The organism is Streptomyces venezuelae, from assembly GCF_008642355.1.
Lineage (GTDB): Bacteria > Actinomycetota > Actinomycetes > Streptomycetales > Streptomycetaceae > Streptomyces > Streptomyces venezuelae_B.
Genome location: NZ_CP029193.1, coordinates 1,994,523 through 2,009,999, shown reverse-complemented (window position 1 = coordinate 2,009,999; position 15,477 = coordinate 1,994,523). Strand labels below are relative to the sequence as shown.

General features: G+C 71.6%; 19 protein-coding genes and 1 pseudogene. 19 read left to right on the top strand and 1 reads right to left on the bottom strand.

Going from position 1 to position 15,477, the window contains the following annotated elements; genetic code table 11:
* Positions 1-116: 116 nt before the first annotated feature.
* From hisD to hisF, 8 genes are read left to right on the top strand one after another with little or no spacing between them, the layout of a single operon-like run.
* Complete coding sequence (gene hisD / locus DEJ47_RS09335) at positions 117-1,451, top strand: histidinol dehydrogenase (protein ID WP_150166759.1); 1,335 nt, start codon at positions 117-119, stop codon at positions 1,449-1,451.
* The gene (locus tag DEJ47_RS09330) at positions 1,448-2,563 is read left to right on the top strand and encodes a histidinol-phosphate transaminase (RefSeq protein ID WP_150166757.1); all 1,116 of its coding nucleotides are present in this window, start codon (positions 1,448-1,450) and stop codon (positions 2,561-2,563) included. The genes hisD and DEJ47_RS09330 overlap by 4 nt, the downstream gene beginning before the upstream one ends.
* Positions 2,560-3,162, top strand: a complete 603-nt coding sequence (hisB, locus tag DEJ47_RS09325) for an imidazoleglycerol-phosphate dehydratase HisB (RefSeq protein ID WP_150166755.1) — start codon at positions 2,560-2,562, stop codon at positions 3,160-3,162. Before DEJ47_RS09330 ends, hisB begins: the two co-directional genes overlap by 4 nt.
* A gap of 3 nt (positions 3,163-3,165) precedes the next feature.
* Complete coding sequence (locus DEJ47_RS36365; protein ID WP_165284282.1) at positions 3,166-3,330, top strand: hypothetical protein; 165 nt, start codon at positions 3,166-3,168, stop codon at positions 3,328-3,330.
* A 16-nt stretch (positions 3,331-3,346) separates the two neighbouring features.
* Positions 3,347-3,988 carry an imidazole glycerol phosphate synthase subunit HisH gene (gene hisH / locus DEJ47_RS09320; RefSeq protein WP_150166753.1) on the top strand — a complete coding sequence of 214 codons (642 nt, stop codon included), beginning with the start codon at positions 3,347-3,349 and terminating at the stop codon, positions 3,986-3,988.
* Complete coding sequence (gene priA, locus DEJ47_RS09315; RefSeq protein ID WP_055563288.1) at positions 3,985-4,710, top strand: bifunctional 1-(5-phosphoribosyl)-5-((5-phosphoribosylamino)methylideneamino)imidazole-4-carboxamide isomerase/phosphoribosylanthranilate isomerase PriA; 726 nt, start codon at positions 3,985-3,987, stop codon at positions 4,708-4,710. Before hisH ends, priA begins: the two co-directional genes overlap by 4 nt.
* Entirely contained in the window at positions 4,707-5,102 is a 396-nt protein-coding gene (locus DEJ47_RS09310) for a RidA family protein (protein WP_150166751.1), read from the top strand. The genes priA and DEJ47_RS09310 overlap by 4 nt, the downstream gene beginning before the upstream one ends.
* Positions 5,099-5,854 (top strand): imidazole glycerol phosphate synthase subunit HisF, encoded by a 756-nt coding sequence (hisF, locus tag DEJ47_RS09305; protein ID WP_150166749.1) that lies wholly within the window; start codon positions 5,099-5,101, stop codon positions 5,852-5,854. The genes DEJ47_RS09310 and hisF overlap by 4 nt, the downstream gene beginning before the upstream one ends.
* Before the next feature lie 102 nt (positions 5,855-5,956).
* On the opposite strand, the gene DEJ47_RS09300 is transcribed toward hisF, so the two are convergent.
* A complete protein-coding gene (locus DEJ47_RS09300; RefSeq protein WP_150166747.1) occupies positions 5,957-6,592 on the bottom strand; it encodes a TIGR03085 family metal-binding protein in 636 nt (211 codons plus the stop codon).
* 81 nt (positions 6,593-6,673) lie between these two features.
* Between DEJ47_RS09300 and hisI the strand changes: the two genes are divergently transcribed.
* The 11 genes and pseudogenes from hisI to lgt all read left to right on the top strand — a co-directional run.
* Positions 6,674-7,069: a phosphoribosyl-AMP cyclohydrolase gene (gene hisI, locus DEJ47_RS09295; protein WP_150166745.1), complete on the top strand. Its 396-nt coding sequence runs from the start codon at positions 6,674-6,676 to the stop codon at positions 7,067-7,069.
* Between the two features lie 11 nt (positions 7,070-7,080).
* Positions 7,081-8,589, top strand: a complete 1,509-nt coding sequence (locus DEJ47_RS09290) for an anthranilate synthase component I (RefSeq protein ID WP_150166743.1) — start codon at positions 7,081-7,083, stop codon at positions 8,587-8,589.
* 7 nt (positions 8,590-8,596) lie between these two features.
* The gene (locus tag DEJ47_RS09285; RefSeq protein WP_150166741.1) at positions 8,597-9,244 is read left to right on the top strand and encodes a TIGR02234 family membrane protein; all 648 of its coding nucleotides are present in this window, start codon (positions 8,597-8,599) and stop codon (positions 9,242-9,244) included.
* 109 nt (positions 9,245-9,353) lie between these two features.
* A complete protein-coding gene (locus DEJ47_RS09280) occupies positions 9,354-9,578 on the top strand; it encodes an HGxxPAAW family protein (RefSeq protein ID WP_150166739.1) in 225 nt (74 codons plus the stop codon).
* A 130-nt stretch (positions 9,579-9,708) separates the two neighbouring features.
* The gene (locus DEJ47_RS09275; protein ID WP_150166737.1) at positions 9,709-10,134 is read left to right on the top strand and encodes a DUF2752 domain-containing protein; all 426 of its coding nucleotides are present in this window, start codon (positions 9,709-9,711) and stop codon (positions 10,132-10,134) included.
* 139 nt (positions 10,135-10,273) lie between these two features.
* Entirely contained in the window at positions 10,274-11,083 is an 810-nt protein-coding gene (gene trpC / locus DEJ47_RS09270; RefSeq protein WP_150166735.1) for an indole-3-glycerol phosphate synthase TrpC, read from the top strand.
* Positions 11,084-11,091: 8 nt separating this feature from the next.
* The gene (gene trpM / locus DEJ47_RS37595; RefSeq protein WP_398333344.1) at positions 11,092-11,253 is read left to right on the top strand and encodes a tryptophan biosynthesis modulator TrpM; all 162 of its coding nucleotides are present in this window, start codon (positions 11,092-11,094) and stop codon (positions 11,251-11,253) included.
* Positions 11,254-11,388: 135 nt separating this feature from the next.
* Entirely contained in the window at positions 11,389-12,675 is a 1,287-nt protein-coding gene (trpB, locus tag DEJ47_RS09265) for a tryptophan synthase subunit beta (RefSeq protein ID WP_150166733.1), read from the top strand.
* Positions 12,672-13,487, top strand: coding sequence for a tryptophan synthase subunit alpha (gene trpA / locus DEJ47_RS09260; protein ID WP_150166731.1), 816 nt, complete (start codon positions 12,672-12,674; stop codon positions 13,485-13,487). Before trpB ends, trpA begins: the two co-directional genes overlap by 4 nt.
* A 78-nt stretch (positions 13,488-13,565) precedes the next feature.
* A complete protein-coding gene (locus DEJ47_RS09255; protein WP_150166729.1) occupies positions 13,566-14,345 on the top strand; it encodes a DsbA family protein in 780 nt (259 codons plus the stop codon).
* Positions 14,346-14,454: 109 nt separating this feature from the next.
* Positions 14,455-15,268 (top strand): annotated as a pseudogene (gene lgt / locus DEJ47_RS09250) (prolipoprotein diacylglyceryl transferase); the annotation flags it as partial.
* Positions 15,269-15,477 lie beyond the last annotated feature (209 nt).

Below are 15,477 nucleotides of genomic sequence, written 5' to 3'. Positions count from 1 at the left end.
TCGGTGACCGGCTGAAAGCCAGCGAGACCCTAGTGGTCAACGGGGTCCGGCGGGGTTCATATCAGCCAGTGATACGCGCGTCCGGTGTCGAATGAAGGTCTGAGAGAATTGGCCGTGTGATCTCTCGAATCGATCTGCGCGGCGATGCCCTCACGGAGTTTCCGTCGGGCCCCGCCCTGCGCGCCCTGCTGCCCCGTGCCGACTTCGACGTCGCGGCCGCCCTGGAGAAGGTGCGGCCCATCTGCGAGGACGTGCATCATCGTGGCGACGCGGCCCTGATCGACTACGCGGAGAAGTTCGACGGCGTGCGCCTGGACCAGGTCCGCGTCCCCGCCGCCGCCCTCACCGAGGCCCTCGACGGCCTCGACCCGGCCGTGCGCGAGGCGCTGGAGGAGTCCATCCGCCGCGCCCGCACCGTCCACCGCGAGCAGCGCCGCGCCCCGCACACCACGCAGGTCGTCCCCGGCGGCACGGTCACCGAGAAGTGGGTGCCCGTTGAACGCGTCGGGCTCTACGCACCGGGCGGCCGGTCCGTCTACCCCTCGTCCGTGATCATGAACGCCGTCCCCGCCCAGGAGGCCGGCGTCGAGTCGATGGCGCTCGCATCCCCGCCGCAGGCCGACTTCGGCGGCCTTCCGCACCCGACGATCCTCGCCGCCTGCGCGCTCCTCGGCATCGACGAGGTGTACGCGGTCGGCGGCGCCCAGGCCGTCGCGATGTTCGCGTACGGCACCGAGACCTGCGCCCCCGCCAACATGGTCACCGGGCCCGGCAACATCTGGGTCGCCGCCGCCAAGCGCTACTTCACCGGCCGCATCGGCATCGACACCGAGGCGGGCCCGACCGAGATCGCGGTCCTCGCCGACGACACCGCCGACCCGGCGCACGTCGCGTCCGACCTGATCAGCCAGGCCGAGCACGACCCGCTCGCGGCCGCCGTCCTCGTCACCGACTCCCTCGCGCTCGCCGACGCCGTCGAGAAGGAGCTGGCGCCGCAGGTCGCCGCCACCAAGCACGTCGAGGACCGCATCGTCCCCGCCCTGCGCGGCCGGCAGTCCGCGATCGTCCTGGTCGACGGCCTGGAGGAGGGCCTCAAGGTCGTCGACGCGTACGGCGCCGAGCACCTGGAGATCCAGACCGGCGACGCGGCCGCCGTCGCGGGGCGCGTCAAGAACGCCGGCGCGATCTTCGTCGGCCCCTGGGCGCCCGTCTCCCTCGGTGACTACTGCGCGGGCTCCAACCACGTCCTGCCGACCGGCGGCTGCGCCTGCCACTCCTCGGGGCTCAGCGTCCAGTCGTTCCTGCGCGGCATCCACATCGTCGACTACACCCGCGAGGCCCTCGCCGACGTCGCGCACCACGTCGTGACGCTCGCCGAGGCCGAGGACCTGCCCGCGCACGGCGCGGCGATCAAGGCGCGCTTCGAGTGGAAGGTGCCGAGGACCAAGTGACCGGAATCGACGACCTGCCCGTGCGCGACGAGCTGCGCGGCAAGTCCCCCTACGGCGCACCCCAGCTCGACGTGCCCGTACGCCTCAACACCAACGAGAACCCCTACCCGCTGCCCGAACCCCTCGTCGAGCGCATCGCCGAGCGGGTCCGCGAGGCCGCCCGCGACCTCAACCGCTACCCCGACCGGGACGCGGTCGAGCTGCGCACCGAACTCGCCCGCTACCTCACCCGCACCGGCGGGCACGAGGTGACGCGCGCCCACGTGTGGGCGGCCAACGGGTCCAACGAAGTCATCCAGCAGCTCCTGCAGACCTTCGGCGGGCCGGGCCGCACGGCCATCGGCTTCGAACCCTCGTACTCGATGCACGGCCTCATCGCCCGCGGCACCGGCACCGGCTGGATCTCCGGACCGCGTCACGACGACTTCACCATCGACGTCGACGCGGCCACCAAGACCATCGCCGAGCACCGCCCCGACGTCGTCTTCATCACCACGCCCAACAACCCCACGGGCAACGCCGTCCCGGCCGACGCCGTCCTCGCCCTGTACGAGGCGGCCCAGGCCGCGAAGCCGTCGATCGTCGTGATCGACGAGGCGTACGTGGAGTTCAGCCACGGCGACTCACTGCTCCCGCTGATCGAGGGGCGACCGCACCTCGTCGTCTCCCGCACCATGTCGAAGGCGTTCGGCGCCGCCGGACTGCGCCTCGGCTACCTCGCCGCCGACCCGGCGGTCGTCGACGCGGTGCAGCTCGTACGCCTGCCCTACCACCTGTCGGCCGTCACCCAGGCCACGGCGCTCGCCGCCCTGGAGCACACCGACACGCTCCTGAAGTACGTCGAGCAGCTCAAGGGCGAGCGCGACCGCATCGTCACCGAGCTGCGCGCGATGGGGTACGAAGTGACCGACTCCGACGCCAACTTCGTGCAGTTCGGGCGGTTCGAAGGCGCAGGGGCCGCCCACGCGGTGTGGCAGCGGATCCTGGACCGGGGTGTCCTGGTGCGGGACAACGGCGTGCCGGGATGGCTGCGCGTGTCCACCGGGACCCCCGACGAAAACGACGCGTTCCTCGATGCGGTACGCGAACTCAAGAAGGAGCAGAGCGCATGACCCGCGAAAGCCGCGTCGGAAGAATCGAGCGGACCACCAAGGAGACCTCCGTCGTCGTCGAGATCGACCTCGACGGCATCGGCAAGGTCGACGTGTCGACCGGGGTCGGTTTCTACGACCACATGCTCGACCAGCTCGGCCGCCACGGCCTCTTCGACCTGACGGTCAAGACCGACGGCGACCTGCACATCGACTCGCACCACACCATCGAGGACACCGCGCTCGCCCTCGGCGCCGCCTTCAAGCAGGCCCTCGGCGACAAGGTCGGCATCTACCGCTTCGGCAACTGCACCGTCCCGCTGGACGAGTCGCTCGCCCAGGTGACCGTCGACCTGTCCGGCCGCCCGTACCTCGTGCACACCGAGCCCGAGAACATGGCGCCCATGATCGGCGCGTACGACACGACGATGACCCGGCACATCCTGGAGTCCTTCGTCGCGCAGGCCCAGATCGCGCTGCACGTCCACGTGCCCTACGGACGCAACGCCCACCACATCGTGGAGTGCCAGTTCAAGGCCCTGGCCCGCGCCCTACGGTACGCCTCCGAGCGCGACCCGCGCGCCGAGGGCATCCTTCCCTCCACGAAGGGCGCGCTGTAACCCATGAACGGGCTCAACACCATCCTCATCGTCGTCGGTCTCTTCCTGATCGGCGGCATCATCTCCTTCGTGAAGCAGGGCATGCCCAAGAGCCTCATCACGCTGCTCTCCATCGCCGCCGTGATGTGTCTGGCCGCGGGCATCCTCCGCCTCGACTACTGGAACTGACGGGAGGCGTACGGACATGAGCACTCCCAAGAAGGTCGTCGTCTTCGACTACGGCTTCGGCAACGTGCGCTCCGCCGAGCGCGCCCTCGCGCGCGCGGGCGCCGACGTCGAGATCACCCGCGACTACGACAGGGCCATGAACGCCGACGGCCTGCTCGTCCCCGGCGTCGGCGCCTTCGCCGCCTGCATGCAGGGGCTGAAGGAGGCGCGCGGCGACTGGATCGTGGGCCGCCGCCTGTCCGGCGGGCGCCCCGTCATGGGCATCTGCGTCGGCATGCAGATCCTCTTCGCGCGCGGCATCGAGCACGGCGTGGAGACCGAGGGCCTCGACGAGTGGCCCGGGACGGTCGAGCCGCTGAAGGCCGAGATCGTGCCGCACATGGGCTGGAACACGGTCCAGGCATCGGCGGGCTCCCCGCTCTTCAAGGACCTGGACGACGAGGCACGTTTCTACTTCGTGCACTCCTACGCCGTCCACGACTGGTCCCTGGAGGTCGTGAACCCGGCGATGCGCGCCCCCTATGTGCACTGGTCCACGCACGGCGAGCCCTTCGTGGCGGCCGTCGAGAACGGCGCGCTGAGCGCCACCCAGTTCCACCCCGAGAAGTCCGGCGACGCCGGCGCCCAGCTCCTCACCAACTGGATCGGAACCCTGTGAGCACCCTCGAACTCCTTCCCGCCGTCGACGTCCGCGACGGCCAGGCCGTACGCCTCGTCCACGGCGAGTCCGGCACGGAGACCTCCTACGGCTCCCCGCTGGAGGCCGCCCTCGCCTGGCAGCGGTCGGGCGCCGAGTGGCTGCACCTGGTCGACCTGGACGCCGCGTTCGGCACCGGCGACAACCGCGCCCTGATCGCGGAGGTCGCGGGCGCCATGGACATCAAGGTCGAGTTGTCGGGCGGCATCCGCGACGACGCCTCGCTGGCCGCCGCGCTCGCCACCGGCTGCACCCGCGTCAACCTGGGCACCGCCGCCCTGGAGACCCCCGAGTGGGTCGCCAAGGTCATCGCCGAGCACGGCGACAAGATCGCGGTCGGTCTCGACGTACGCGGCACGACGCTGCGCGGCCGCGGCTGGACCCGCGACGGCGGCGACCTCTACGAAACCCTGGAGCGCCTGAACGCCGAGGGCTGCGCGCGCTACGTGGTCACGGACATCGCCAAGGACGGCACGCTGCAGGGCCCCAACCTGGAGCTCCTGAAGAACGTCTGCGCGGCGACGGACCGCCCCGTGGTCGCCTCCGGCGGCGTCTCGTCCCTGGACGACCTGCGCGCCATCGCCGAGCTCGTCCCGCAGGGCGTCGAGGGCTCCATCGTCGGCAAGGCGCTGTACGCGAAGGCGTTCACGCTGGAGGAAGCGCTGGAGGCCGTGTCGCGATGACCGAGGTGCGACGAGTGCAGAGCGGCAGCCCGTGGGAGGAAGCCTTCGGCTTCGCCCGTGCCGTCCAGGCGGGCGACCGGGTCGTGGTCGGCGGCACCACCTCCTTCAAGGGCGACGTCCTGTACGGCGAGGGCGACCCCTACGAACAGACGCGGGTCGCCATCGGCAACGCGCTGGAGGCGATGGGCGAGCTCGGCGTGGGAGCCGAGTCCGTGATCCGCGTCCGCATATTCCTGACCCATGCGCGGGACGTCGACGAGGTGGGCCGCGCCCACAAGGAGGTCTTCGACTCCGTGCGTCCGGTGATGACCATGGCGGTCGTCTCCGGCTTCGTCGACCCGCGCATCCTGGTCGAAGTGGAACTGGAAGCCTTCCGAGGAGCCCCCGCATGACGCTCGCGGTACGCGTGATCCCCTGCCTCGACGTGGACAACGGCCGCGTCGTCAAGGGCGTCAACTTCCAGAACCTGCGCGACGCGGGCGACCCCGTCGAGATGGCCAAGGTGTACGACGCCGAGGGCGCCGACGAGCTCACCTTCCTGGACATCACCGCGTCGTCCGGCAACCGCGAGACGACGTACGACGTGGTCCGCCGCACCGCCGAGCAGGTCTTCATCCCGCTCACGGTGGGCGGCGGCGTCCGCACCGCCGAGGACGTCGACAAGCTGCTGCGCGCGGGCGCGGACAAGGTCGGCGTCAACACGGCGGCGATCGCGCGCCCCGAGCTGATCCGCGAGATCGCGGAGCGGTTCGGCCGCCAGGTGCTCGTCCTCTCCGTGGACGCGCGGCGCACGCCCTCCGGCTCCTTCGAGGTCACCACCCACGGCGGCCGCAAGTCCGCGGGGATCGACGCGGTCGAGTGGGCGCACCGGGCCGCGGAGCTCGGCGCGGGGGAGATCCTGCTCAACTCGATGGACGCGGACGGCACGAAGGACGGCTACGACATCGAGATGATCTCGGCCGTGCGCAAGCACGTGACGGTTCCCGTGATCGCCTCAGGCGGCGCGGGCCGCCTGGAACACTTCCCGCCGGCGGTCGCGGCGGGCGCGGACGCGGTGCTCGCGGCGTCGGTCTTCCACTTCGGCGATCTCCGGATCGGCGAGGTCAAGGAGACGCTGCGGGGGGCGGGCCACCCGGTCCGTTAGCGGTTCCCGGCTCAACGTTGCCGGAGACCCGAAGACCCGCGCTCAGCGCGAGTCTTCGGGTTTTCGGGTCTTCGGGTTTTCGGGTCTTCGGGCAAGCGTGGTTCAGAGGCCCAGCTGCTTCGAATCGTGCAGCGTCGCGATCGCCTGCTTGTCGCCGTCCAGCTCCACGTCCGCCACGTCCTGCCTGCCGTACGCGTACATCAGCAGCTCGGACGGCTCGCCGGTCACCGTCACCACCGGTGTGCCGCGGTGTGCCACCGCCGTCTGGCCGTCCGGGCGGCGCAGCACCAGGCCCACCGGGGCCTTGCGGCCCACCAGACGGGCCGAGCGTTCCAGGCGGGACCAGAGGGTGTCCGCGAAGACCGGGTCCAGCTCGCGCGGCGTCCAGCCGGGACGCGCGCGGCGCACGTCCTCCGTGTGGATGTAGAACTCGACGGCGTTCGACAGCTCGTCGATCTGCTTCAGGGAGAACGGGGAGAACCGCGGCGGGCCCGTACGGATCAGCTGGATCAGCTCCTCGTACGGCTTCGCGGCGAACTCGGCCTGCACCCGCTCCAGGCGCGACGCGAGCTGCTTGATCAGGAGCCCGCCCGCCGCGTCCGCGCGGCGCTCGCGCACCACCACGTGGGCCGCGAGGTCACGTGTCTTCCACCCCTCGCACAGGGTGGGCGCCTCCGGGCCCTCGGCTTCCAACAGATCGGCAAGGAGAAGTCGTTCACGCTTCGCATGGGTCGACATGCAGCCAGCCTACGACCGGCCGCGCGGTCCGGACAGTGGACGCCGCCGGGGACGGCCCGCCCGGCGCGGCACAATGGGCCCATGACCAGCGTGCCCCCGCCCAGCAGCAGCCTCGACCCGGACATCGCCGCGCGCCTCAGGCGCAGCGCCGACGGGCTCGTCCCCGCCATCGCCCAGCAGTACGACACCGGTGAGGTGCTCATGCTCGGCTGGATGGACGACGAGGCACTGCACCGCACCCTCACCACCGGCCGCTGCACCTACTGGTCGCGCAGCCGCCAGGAGTACTGGGTCAAGGGCGACACCTCGGGGCACTACCAGTACGTCAAGGAGGTCGCGCTCGACTGCGACGCGGACACCGTCCTCGTCCAGGTCGACCAGATCGGCGCCGCCTGCCACACCGGCACCCGCACCTGCTTCGACACCGACGTCCTGCCGGTGCTGCCCGTGCCCGGCGAGCCCGCCCCCGGTCAGTAGGGTCGGCTGACATGGACCTCGAGACCTTCCGCAAGCTGGCGTCCGACCGCCGCGTCATCCCCGTCAGCCGCAAGCTCCTCGCGGACGGCGACACCCCCGTCGGCCTCTACCGCAAGCTCGCCGCCGAACGCCCCGGCACGTTCCTCCTGGAGTCGGCGGAGAACGGCCGGTCGTGGTCTCGCTACTCCTTCGTCGGCGTCCGCAGCGCCGCCGCCCTCACCGTCCGCGACGGCGAGGCCCACTGGCTCGGCACCCCGCCCGTCGGCGTGCCCACCACCGGCGACCCGCTCGCCGCGCTGCGCGCCACCATCGGGATACTGCACACCCCCCGCGACATCGTCAGCGCCCACGGCCTGCCGCCCTTCACCGGCGGCATGGTCGGCTACCTCGGCTACGACATCGTGCGCCGCCTGGAGAAGATCGGCCCGGGGGAGCGCGACGATCTGCGGCTCCCCGAGCTGACCATGCTGCTCACCAGCGACCTCGCCGTCCTCGACCACTGGGACGGCTCCGTGCTCCTGATCGCCAACGCGATCAACCACAACGACCTGGAGACGGGCGTCGACGAGGCGTACGCCGACGCCGTCGCCCGGCTCGACGCCATGGAGGCCGACCTCTCCCGGCCCGTCTCCCAGCCCCCGGCCGCCCTGCCGCCCTCCGAGCTCCCCGAGTACACCGCCCTGTGGGGCGGCGAGCAGTACCAGGAAGCCGTCGAGGACATCAAGGAGCGCATCCGGGCCGGCGAGGCCTTCCAGGTCGTGCCCTCGCAGCGCTTCGAGACCCCGTGCACGGCGACCGCGCTGGACGTCTACCGCGTCCTGCGCGCCACCAACCCCTCGCCGTACATGTACCTCTTCCGCTTCGACGGGTTCGACGTCGTCGGCTCCTCGCCCGAGGCCCTCGTCAAGGTCGAGGACGGCCGCGCCATGGTCCACCCCATCGCGGGCACCCGGCACCGCGGCGCCACCCCGCAGGAGGACCAGGCCCTCGCCGACGAACTGCTCGCCGACCCCAAGGAGCGCGCCGAGCACCTGATGCTCGTCGACCTCGGCCGCAACGACCTGGGCCGGGTCTGCGAGCCGGGCTCCGTCGAGGTCGTCGACTTCATGTCCATCGAGAAGTACTCCCACGTCATGCACATCGTGTCGACGGTCACCGGACAGGTCGCCCAGGGCCGCACCGCCTTCGACGTGCTCACCGCCTGCTTCCCCGCGGGCACCCTCTCCGGCGCCCCCAAACCCCGCGCCATGCAGATCATCGACGAACTGGAACCGTCCCGCCGCGGGCTCTACGGCGGCTGCGTCGGCTATCTCGACTTCGCGGGCGACTCAGACACCGCCATCGCCATCCGCACCGCCCTCCTCCGCGACGGCACGGCATACGTGCAGGCCGGAGCCGGAGTCGTCGCCGACTCCGACCCCGTCGCCGAGGACACCGAGTGCCGCAACAAGGCCGCGGCGGTGCTCCGCGCCATCCACACGGCGAACCGCTTGCACGACCGTTCGAGCGGTGAGGGATAGTGGACAGGTGACTTCTGCCGTACCTCCGCCCCGTACCGAGGACACGACCGAGAGCCCGGCCCAGCGCAGCAGCAGACGCAGCATCGCCGCCGCGCTGCTGCTCGGCGCCGTCGGCGCGGCCCTCGCGCTCCTCGCGTCCCGCCAGGCCTGGGCCCACGGCACCGCGTCGGTGGCCGGCGGCGAACTGCCGCTGACCGCCAAGGGCAGCGACGTCACCGGCGTCCCCGCGGCCCTCGCGATAGTCGGCCTCGCCGCCCTCGTCGCGGTCTTCGCGGTCCGCCGCGCCGGCCGCTTCCTCGTCTCCCTGCTGCTCACGCTGAGCGGCGCCGGCATCGTCGCCGCGGCCCTCCTCGGCGCCGAGGACAGCGACGCCCTCGACGAGAAGGCCGCCACCGCCTCCGGCGACGCCGCCACCACCATCGGCGACCTCTCCCACACCGGATGGCCGTACGCCGCGGCCGCCGCCGGCGCGCTGATACTCCTCGCCGGTCTCCTCGCCCTCACCTACGGCCGTTCGTGGCCCGCCATGTCGGGGCGCTACGAACGCGACGGCACGCCGAGCCCCCGCAAGGCGCGCCGCGCCCCGGACCCGGAGCGGCCCGAGGAGCTGTGGAAGGCCCTCGACCGCGGCGAGGACCCGACGCACCGAACATGACCCCCCGCGCTCGGGGCATACGCGCGAGTACGGGACAATGACAGCGAGCGTCCGCAGCGCGACGGGCTCCCCAGCGACCGCCGCGCACACAGCAACAAGGAGCACTTTCATGGCGCACGGCCACGGACACACCCCGGCTGCCTGGACCGGTTCCATCATCGCCTTCGTCGGCTTCTGCGTCGCGGGCGTCTTCATGGTGATGGCCAACGTGCCCGGCTTCTGGGCCGGCATGGCGATCATCGCCATCGGTGCCCTCGTGGGCGGCGCCATGCGCCTCGCGGGCCTCGGCCAGGAGAAGCGTCCGCACCGCCAGGCGGCGAGCGCCCGGAGCTGACCCCGCCGTACCGAGAGTGTGACGAGAGGCGGGTCCGGCAGGCGCCGGGGCCGCCTCTTCCGTACCAGCGGCCGCGCACTCCCCGCCGGGCCACCGGGCGACGCGCCCGGCCACACGGCACAATGCACGCGTGACCGCCGAACCCGGGAACGCCGCGCCCCCCGTCCTGACCCGTCTGCTCGTCCCCGCGGGACTGCTCGCCTCGGTCGCCGGGGCCTTCGCCTACGTCGGCGCCGTCGACCCCAACGAACCCGGCCACTACCCCGCCTGCCCGCTGCTGCGCCTCACCGGCGTCTACTGCCCCGGCTGCGGCGGCCTGCGCAGCGCGCACGCCTTCGTCCACGGCGACTTCGCGGCGGCCCTCGGCGCCAACGCGCTCGCCGTCGCCGGGTACGTGCTGTTCGCCGCGGTGTGGACCGTCTGGGTGGTTCGCACGGTCCGCGGACGGCCTCTGCGGATCACGTTGGGGACGGCGCAGCTGTGGGGTGTCGGCGTCCTCGTGACGGTTTTCACCGTGGCGCGCAATCTGCCGTTCGGGTCATGGCTGCATCCCTGAAACCGCAGGCCGCAGGCGTGGCGCCTGTCCAGGTCGTGGGATGGGCGTCAACCGGATGCGGGCCCTTCGCCCTCCTGCGGATACCATCGCAGTGACCAGCTTGAACGTCAGCTCAACCGTCAGGAAGGGGGCCGCTCGCGTGAGTGTGCTCGACGAGATCATCGACGGAGTCCGTGCCGACCTCGCGGAGCGGCAGGCACGCGTCAGCCTCGACGAGCTCAAGGAGCGTGCGGCCAAGGCTCCCGCGGCCAAGGACGGCGCGGCGGCCCTGCGCGGCGACGGCGTCAAGGTCATCTGCGAGGTGAAGCGCTCCAGCCCCTCCAAGGGCGCGCTCGCCGCGATCGCCGACCCGGCGGGTCTCGCCGCCGACTACGAAGCGGGCGGCGCCGCCGTCATCTCCGTGCTCACCGAGGAGCGCCGCTTCGGCGGCTCGCTCGCCGACCTGGAGGCCGTCCGCGCCAAGGTCGACATCCCGGTGCTGCGCAAGGACTTCATCGTCACCTCGTACCAGCTGTGGGAGGCCAGGGCGTACGGCGCCGACCTCGCCCTGCTGATCGTGGCCGCCCTGGAGCAGCCCGCCCTGGAGTCGCTCATCGAGCGCGCCGAGTCGATCGGCCTCACGCCGATCGTCGAGGTGCACGACGAGGACGAGGCCGAGCGCGCCGTCGACGCGGGCGCCCGGGTCATCGGCGTCAACAACCGCGACCTCAAGACCCTCAAGGTCGACCGCTCCACCTTCGAGCGCGTCGCCCCCGAGCTGCCGGACGGCGTCGTCAAGATCGCCGAGTCCGGTGTGCGCGGCCCGCACGACCTCATCGCGTTCGCCAACGCGGGCGCCGACGCGGTGCTCGTGGGCGAGTCCCTGGTCACCGGTCGCGACCCGAAGGGCGCGGTCGCCGACCTCGTCGCCGCGGGCACGCACCCCGCGCTCCGGCACGGACGGAGCTGACCCTCCCCATGTCGATCTCCGCCCGCCTCGCACCCGGCTGCCGCCCCCGCGGCTGCCGGGCGCCCGCGCGGCGTGTGCGGGGCAGGCGGGTGCGGTACCACATCGGCTCGGAGCCGGGCCAGATCCCCGGGATGCGATGGCGACGGCGCCCTGAGCGCCGACAGAGCTGAGGGCGCCCCTTCAGGGGCGCGGGGAACTGCGCGACCAGCCCACGCCGGGCGATGGTCGCGACGGAACCTGCTCCAGCCACGGCGACTGGGCGATTTCATGCCACACGCCAACGCCAGCCACTGCGAGGTTTCCGCATGTCCAGCGAGTACTTCATCCCCGACCCGGAGGGTCAAATCCCCAGCGCCGAAGGGTACTTCGGCGCGTTCGGCGGCAAGTTCATCCCGGAGGCCCTCGTCGCCGCCGTGGACGAGGTCGCCGTCGAGTACGACAAGGCCAAGAGCGACCCCGCCTTCGCCGCCGAACTCGACGACCTGCTCGTCCACTACACCGGCAGGCCCAGCAGCCTCACCGAGGTGCCCCGCTTCGCCACGCACGCGGGCGGCGCCCGCGTCTTCCTCAAGCGCGAGGACCTGAACCACACCGGCTCGCACAAGATCAACAACGTGCTCGGTCAGGCCCTGCTCACCAAGCGCATGGGCAAGACCCGCGTCATCGCCGAGACCGGCGCGGGACAGCACGGCGTCGCCACGGCCACCGCCTGCGCGCTCTTCGGCCTCGAATGCACCATCTACATGGGCGAGATCGACACCGAGCGCCAGGCCCTGAACGTGGCCCGCATGCGGATGCTCGGCGCCGAGGTCGTCGCCGTGAAGTCCGGCAGCCGCACCCTCAAGGACGCCATCAACGAGGCGTTCCGCGACTGGGTCGCCAACGTGGACCGTACCCACTACCTCTTCGGGACCGTGGCCGGACCGCATCCCTTCCCCGCCATGGTCCGCGACTTCCACCGCGTCATCGGCGTCGAGGCCCGGCGGCAGATCCTGGAGCGCGCCGGACGCCTGCCCGACGCCGCCGTCGCCTGCGTCGGCGGCGGCTCCAACGCCATCGGCCTCTTTCACGCCTTCATCCCCGACGCGGACGTGCGGCTCATCGGCTGCGAGCCCGCCGGACACGGTGTGGAGACCGGTGAGCACGCCGCCACCCTGACCGCGGGCGAGCCCGGCATCCTGCACGGCTCGCGGTCCTACGTCCTCCAGGACGAGGAAGGCCAGATCACCGAGCCCTACTCGATCTCCGCGGGACTCGACTACCCCGGCATCGGCCCCGAGCACGCCTACCTGAAGGACAGCGGCCGCGGCGAGTACCGGGCCGTCACCGACGACGCCGCGATGCAGGCCCTGCGCCTCCTGTCGCGCACCGAGGGCATCATCCCGGCCATCGAGAGCGCCCACGCGCTCGCCGGAGCCCTGGAGGTCGGCAAGGAACTCGGCAAGGACGGCCTGATCGTCGTCAACCTGTCCGGGCGGGGCGACAAGGACATGGACACGGCCGCACGCTACTTCGGCCTGTACGACACGGACGCCGTCGTCGAGGCGGACGAGCCCGGCACCGGTGCGGAGATCCAGGGGGACGCCAAGTGAGCGGCAACATCCAGCTGTTGAACGACGCCCTCGCCGGCGCGAAGGCCGAGGGCCGCGCCGCCCTCATCGCCTACCTGCCCGCGGGCTTCCCCACCGTCGACGGCGGCATCGAGGCCGTCAAGGCCGTCTTCGACGGCGGCGCCGACATCGTCGAGGTCGGCCTGCCGCACTCCGACCCGGTGCTCGACGGTCCGGTCATCCAGACCGCCGATGACATCGCGCTGCGCGGCGGCCTCAAGATCCGCGACGTCATGCGCACCGTCCGCGAGGCCCACGCGGCGACCGGCAAGCCGGTGCTCGTCATGACGTACTGGAACCCGATCGACCGCTACGGCGTGGAGCGCTTCACCGCCGAGCTCGCCGAGGCGGGCGGCGCCGGCTGCATCCTGCCGGACCTGCCCGTCCAGGAGTCCGCGCTGTGGCGCGAGCACGCCGAGAAGCACGACCTGGCGACGGTCTTCGTCGTCGCGCCGAGCAGCAAGGACGAGCGGCTCGGCACGATCACCGCGGCGGGCTCCGGCTTCGTCTACGCGGCGTCCCTGATGGGGGTCACCGGTACCCGTGAGTCGGTGGGCGCACAGGCGCAGGACCTGGTGCGGCGCACCAAGGCCACCACCGAACTGCCGGTCTGCGTCGGCCTCGGCGTCTCCAACGCACGGCAGGCCGTCGAGGTCGCGGGCTTCGCCGACGGAGTGATCGTCGGCTCCGCGTTCGTGCAGCGGATGCTCGACGCGCCGGACGAGGCCACCGGGCTCGCCGCCGTGCGCGCGCTCGCCGGGGAACTCGCGGACGGGGTCCGCGGGAAGGCGTAAGAGCCTGTGGTCTAACTCGTACGGGTGGACCTGGACCGGGGAGGCACGCTCGTGCCTCCCCGGTTCGTTTGGCGGGGTGTGAGCGAGAAGAACCGTGAGGGAAAACGATCAGCCCGTGAGCGGCTGGCGGAAGAGCGAGATCGACAGAAGGCGCGCGACAAGCAGCGCCGGGCACTGATCGTGGGCGCCGCGGTGGTCGGCGTCCTCGGGCTCGCCGCCGTGGTGGGGCTGCTCGCCGCCAATGCCGGCGACGACAAGAGCGACACGGCGGGGCCGGTGGTCGCGCCCAAGGGGGCGAGCGACAAGGACGGGCCGGCGATCCCCGTCGGCAAGGACAGCGCCAAGTCCACCCTCACCATCTGGGAGGACTTCCGCTGCCCGGCCTGCAAGGGCTTCGAGGACGGGTACCGATCGACGATCCATGAGCTCACCGAGAAGGGACAGCTCAAGGTCGAGTACCACCTGGCGACGCTCATCGACGGGAACATGGGCGGCAGCGGCTCCAAGCGCGCGGCGAACGCCGCGGCCTGCGCCCAGGACGAGGGCAAGTTCCTCCCGTACCACGACGTGCTGTTCAAGAACCAGCCCGCCGAAGCGGACGACGCGTTCAGCAAGAACAGCAAGCTGATCGAGCTCGCCGGGCAGGTCGACGGCCTGGACGGCGACTCCTTCAAGAAGTGCGTCGAGGACGGCAGGCACGACGGCTGGGTCGACGAGTCCCACCAGGCGTTCCAGGACGCGAAGCTGCGGGGCACGCCCACGGTGCGGCTCAACGGCAAGGACATCTTCGGGGACCAGAACAACCCGCTGTCGCCGCAGAAACTGAAGCAGAAGGTCGAAGAGGCGAACCGGAACTGACGCGCGGAGCGGCGCACGGAGCGGCGACCGGAACGGCACGGGCTGTTATGGACCCGTAGCCGGACCGGTTGCCGCCCCCGATGCCCGGCACGGTAGCGTCGGTCGTGTCATGGACCTTGCCTTCATTCCCAGTCCGTCGCGCGGTGTGGTCGAACTCGGACCCATCCCGTTGCGCGGCTACGCGTTCTGCATCATCATCGGCGTCTTCGTAGCCGTCTGGCTCGGCAACAAGCGGTGGATCGATCGCGGGGGCCGGTCAGGCACCGTGGCCGACATCGCCGTGTGGGCCGTGCCGTTCGGTCTCGTCGGCGGACGCCTCTACCACGTGATCACGGACTACCAGCTGTACTTCAGCGACGGCCGTGACTGGGTGGACGCCTTCAAGATCTGGGAGGGCGGCCTCGGCATCTGGGGCGCGATCGCGCTCGGCGCGGTCGGCGCGTGGATCGGCTGTCGCCGCCGCGGGATTCCGCTGCCGGCCTGGGCCGACGCGCTGGCCCCCGGCATCGCCCTCGCCCAGGCCATCGGCCGCTGGGGCAACTGGTTCAACCAGGAGCTGTACGGCAAGGCGACGGACGTTCCCTGGGCGCTCAAGATCACGTCGGCGGAGGACGGCCGGGTTCCCGGCACGTACCACCCGACGTTCCTGTACGAGTCGCTGTGGTGCATCGGCGTCGCCGTCCTGGTCATCTGGGCCGACCGCCGCTTCAAGCTCGGCCACGGCCGGGCGTTCGCGCTGTACGTCGCCGCGTACTGCGCGGGGCGCGGCTGGATCGAGTACATGCGGGTCGACGACGCGCACCACGTGCTCGGCCTGCGCCTGAACGTGTGGACCGCCATCGTGGTGTTCCTGCTCGCGGTCGTGTACTTCGTGGTGTCGGCGAAGAAGCACCCGGGGCGCGAGGAGATCGTGGAGCCTCCGGAGCCGGGGGAGGCCGTTGAATCGGGCTCCCCGAAGCTCACGAAGTCCTCCGCGACCGAGGACGAGTCCTCGAAGGACAAGGGCAAGTCCTCCGAGACCGAGACCGGGGCCGCCGCCGGGGCCGACGCCGTCACGGCCGAGTCCGCGGCCTCCTCCGACGAGGAAGCCGGGTCGGCCAAGAAGAGCTGACGCTCATCGGTCGTACGCCGA

Excerpts from the sequence above, each read along its gene's own strand:
- hisB (WP_150166755.1), top strand. The coding sequence starts at position 2,560 with ATGACCCGCGAAAGCCGCGTCGGAAGAATCGAGCGGACCACCAAGGAG.
- DEJ47_RS36365 (WP_165284282.1), top strand. The coding sequence starts at position 3,166 with ATGAACGGGCTCAACACCATCCTCATCGTCGTCGGTCTCTTCCTGATC.
- hisH (WP_150166753.1), top strand. The coding sequence starts at position 3,347 with ATGAGCACTCCCAAGAAGGTCGTCGTCTTCGACTACGGCTTCGGCAAC.
- DEJ47_RS09310 (WP_150166751.1), top strand. The coding sequence starts at position 4,707 with ATGACCGAGGTGCGACGAGTGCAGAGCGGCAGCCCGTGGGAGGAAGCC.
- hisF (WP_150166749.1), top strand. The coding sequence starts at position 5,099 with ATGACGCTCGCGGTACGCGTGATCCCCTGCCTCGACGTGGACAACGGC.
- DEJ47_RS09300 (WP_150166747.1), bottom strand. The coding sequence starts at position 6,592 with ATGTCGACCCATGCGAAGCGTGAACGACTTCTCCTTGCCGATCTGTTG.
- hisI (WP_150166745.1), top strand. The coding sequence starts at position 6,674 with ATGACCAGCGTGCCCCCGCCCAGCAGCAGCCTCGACCCGGACATCGCC.
- DEJ47_RS09290 (WP_150166743.1), top strand. The coding sequence starts at position 7,081 with ATGGACCTCGAGACCTTCCGCAAGCTGGCGTCCGACCGCCGCGTCATC.
- DEJ47_RS09280 (WP_150166739.1), top strand. The coding sequence starts at position 9,354 with ATGGCGCACGGCCACGGACACACCCCGGCTGCCTGGACCGGTTCCATC.
- trpM (WP_398333344.1), top strand. The coding sequence starts at position 11,092 with ATGTCGATCTCCGCCCGCCTCGCACCCGGCTGCCGCCCCCGCGGCTGC.
- trpB (WP_150166733.1), top strand. The coding sequence starts at position 11,389 with ATGTCCAGCGAGTACTTCATCCCCGACCCGGAGGGTCAAATCCCCAGC.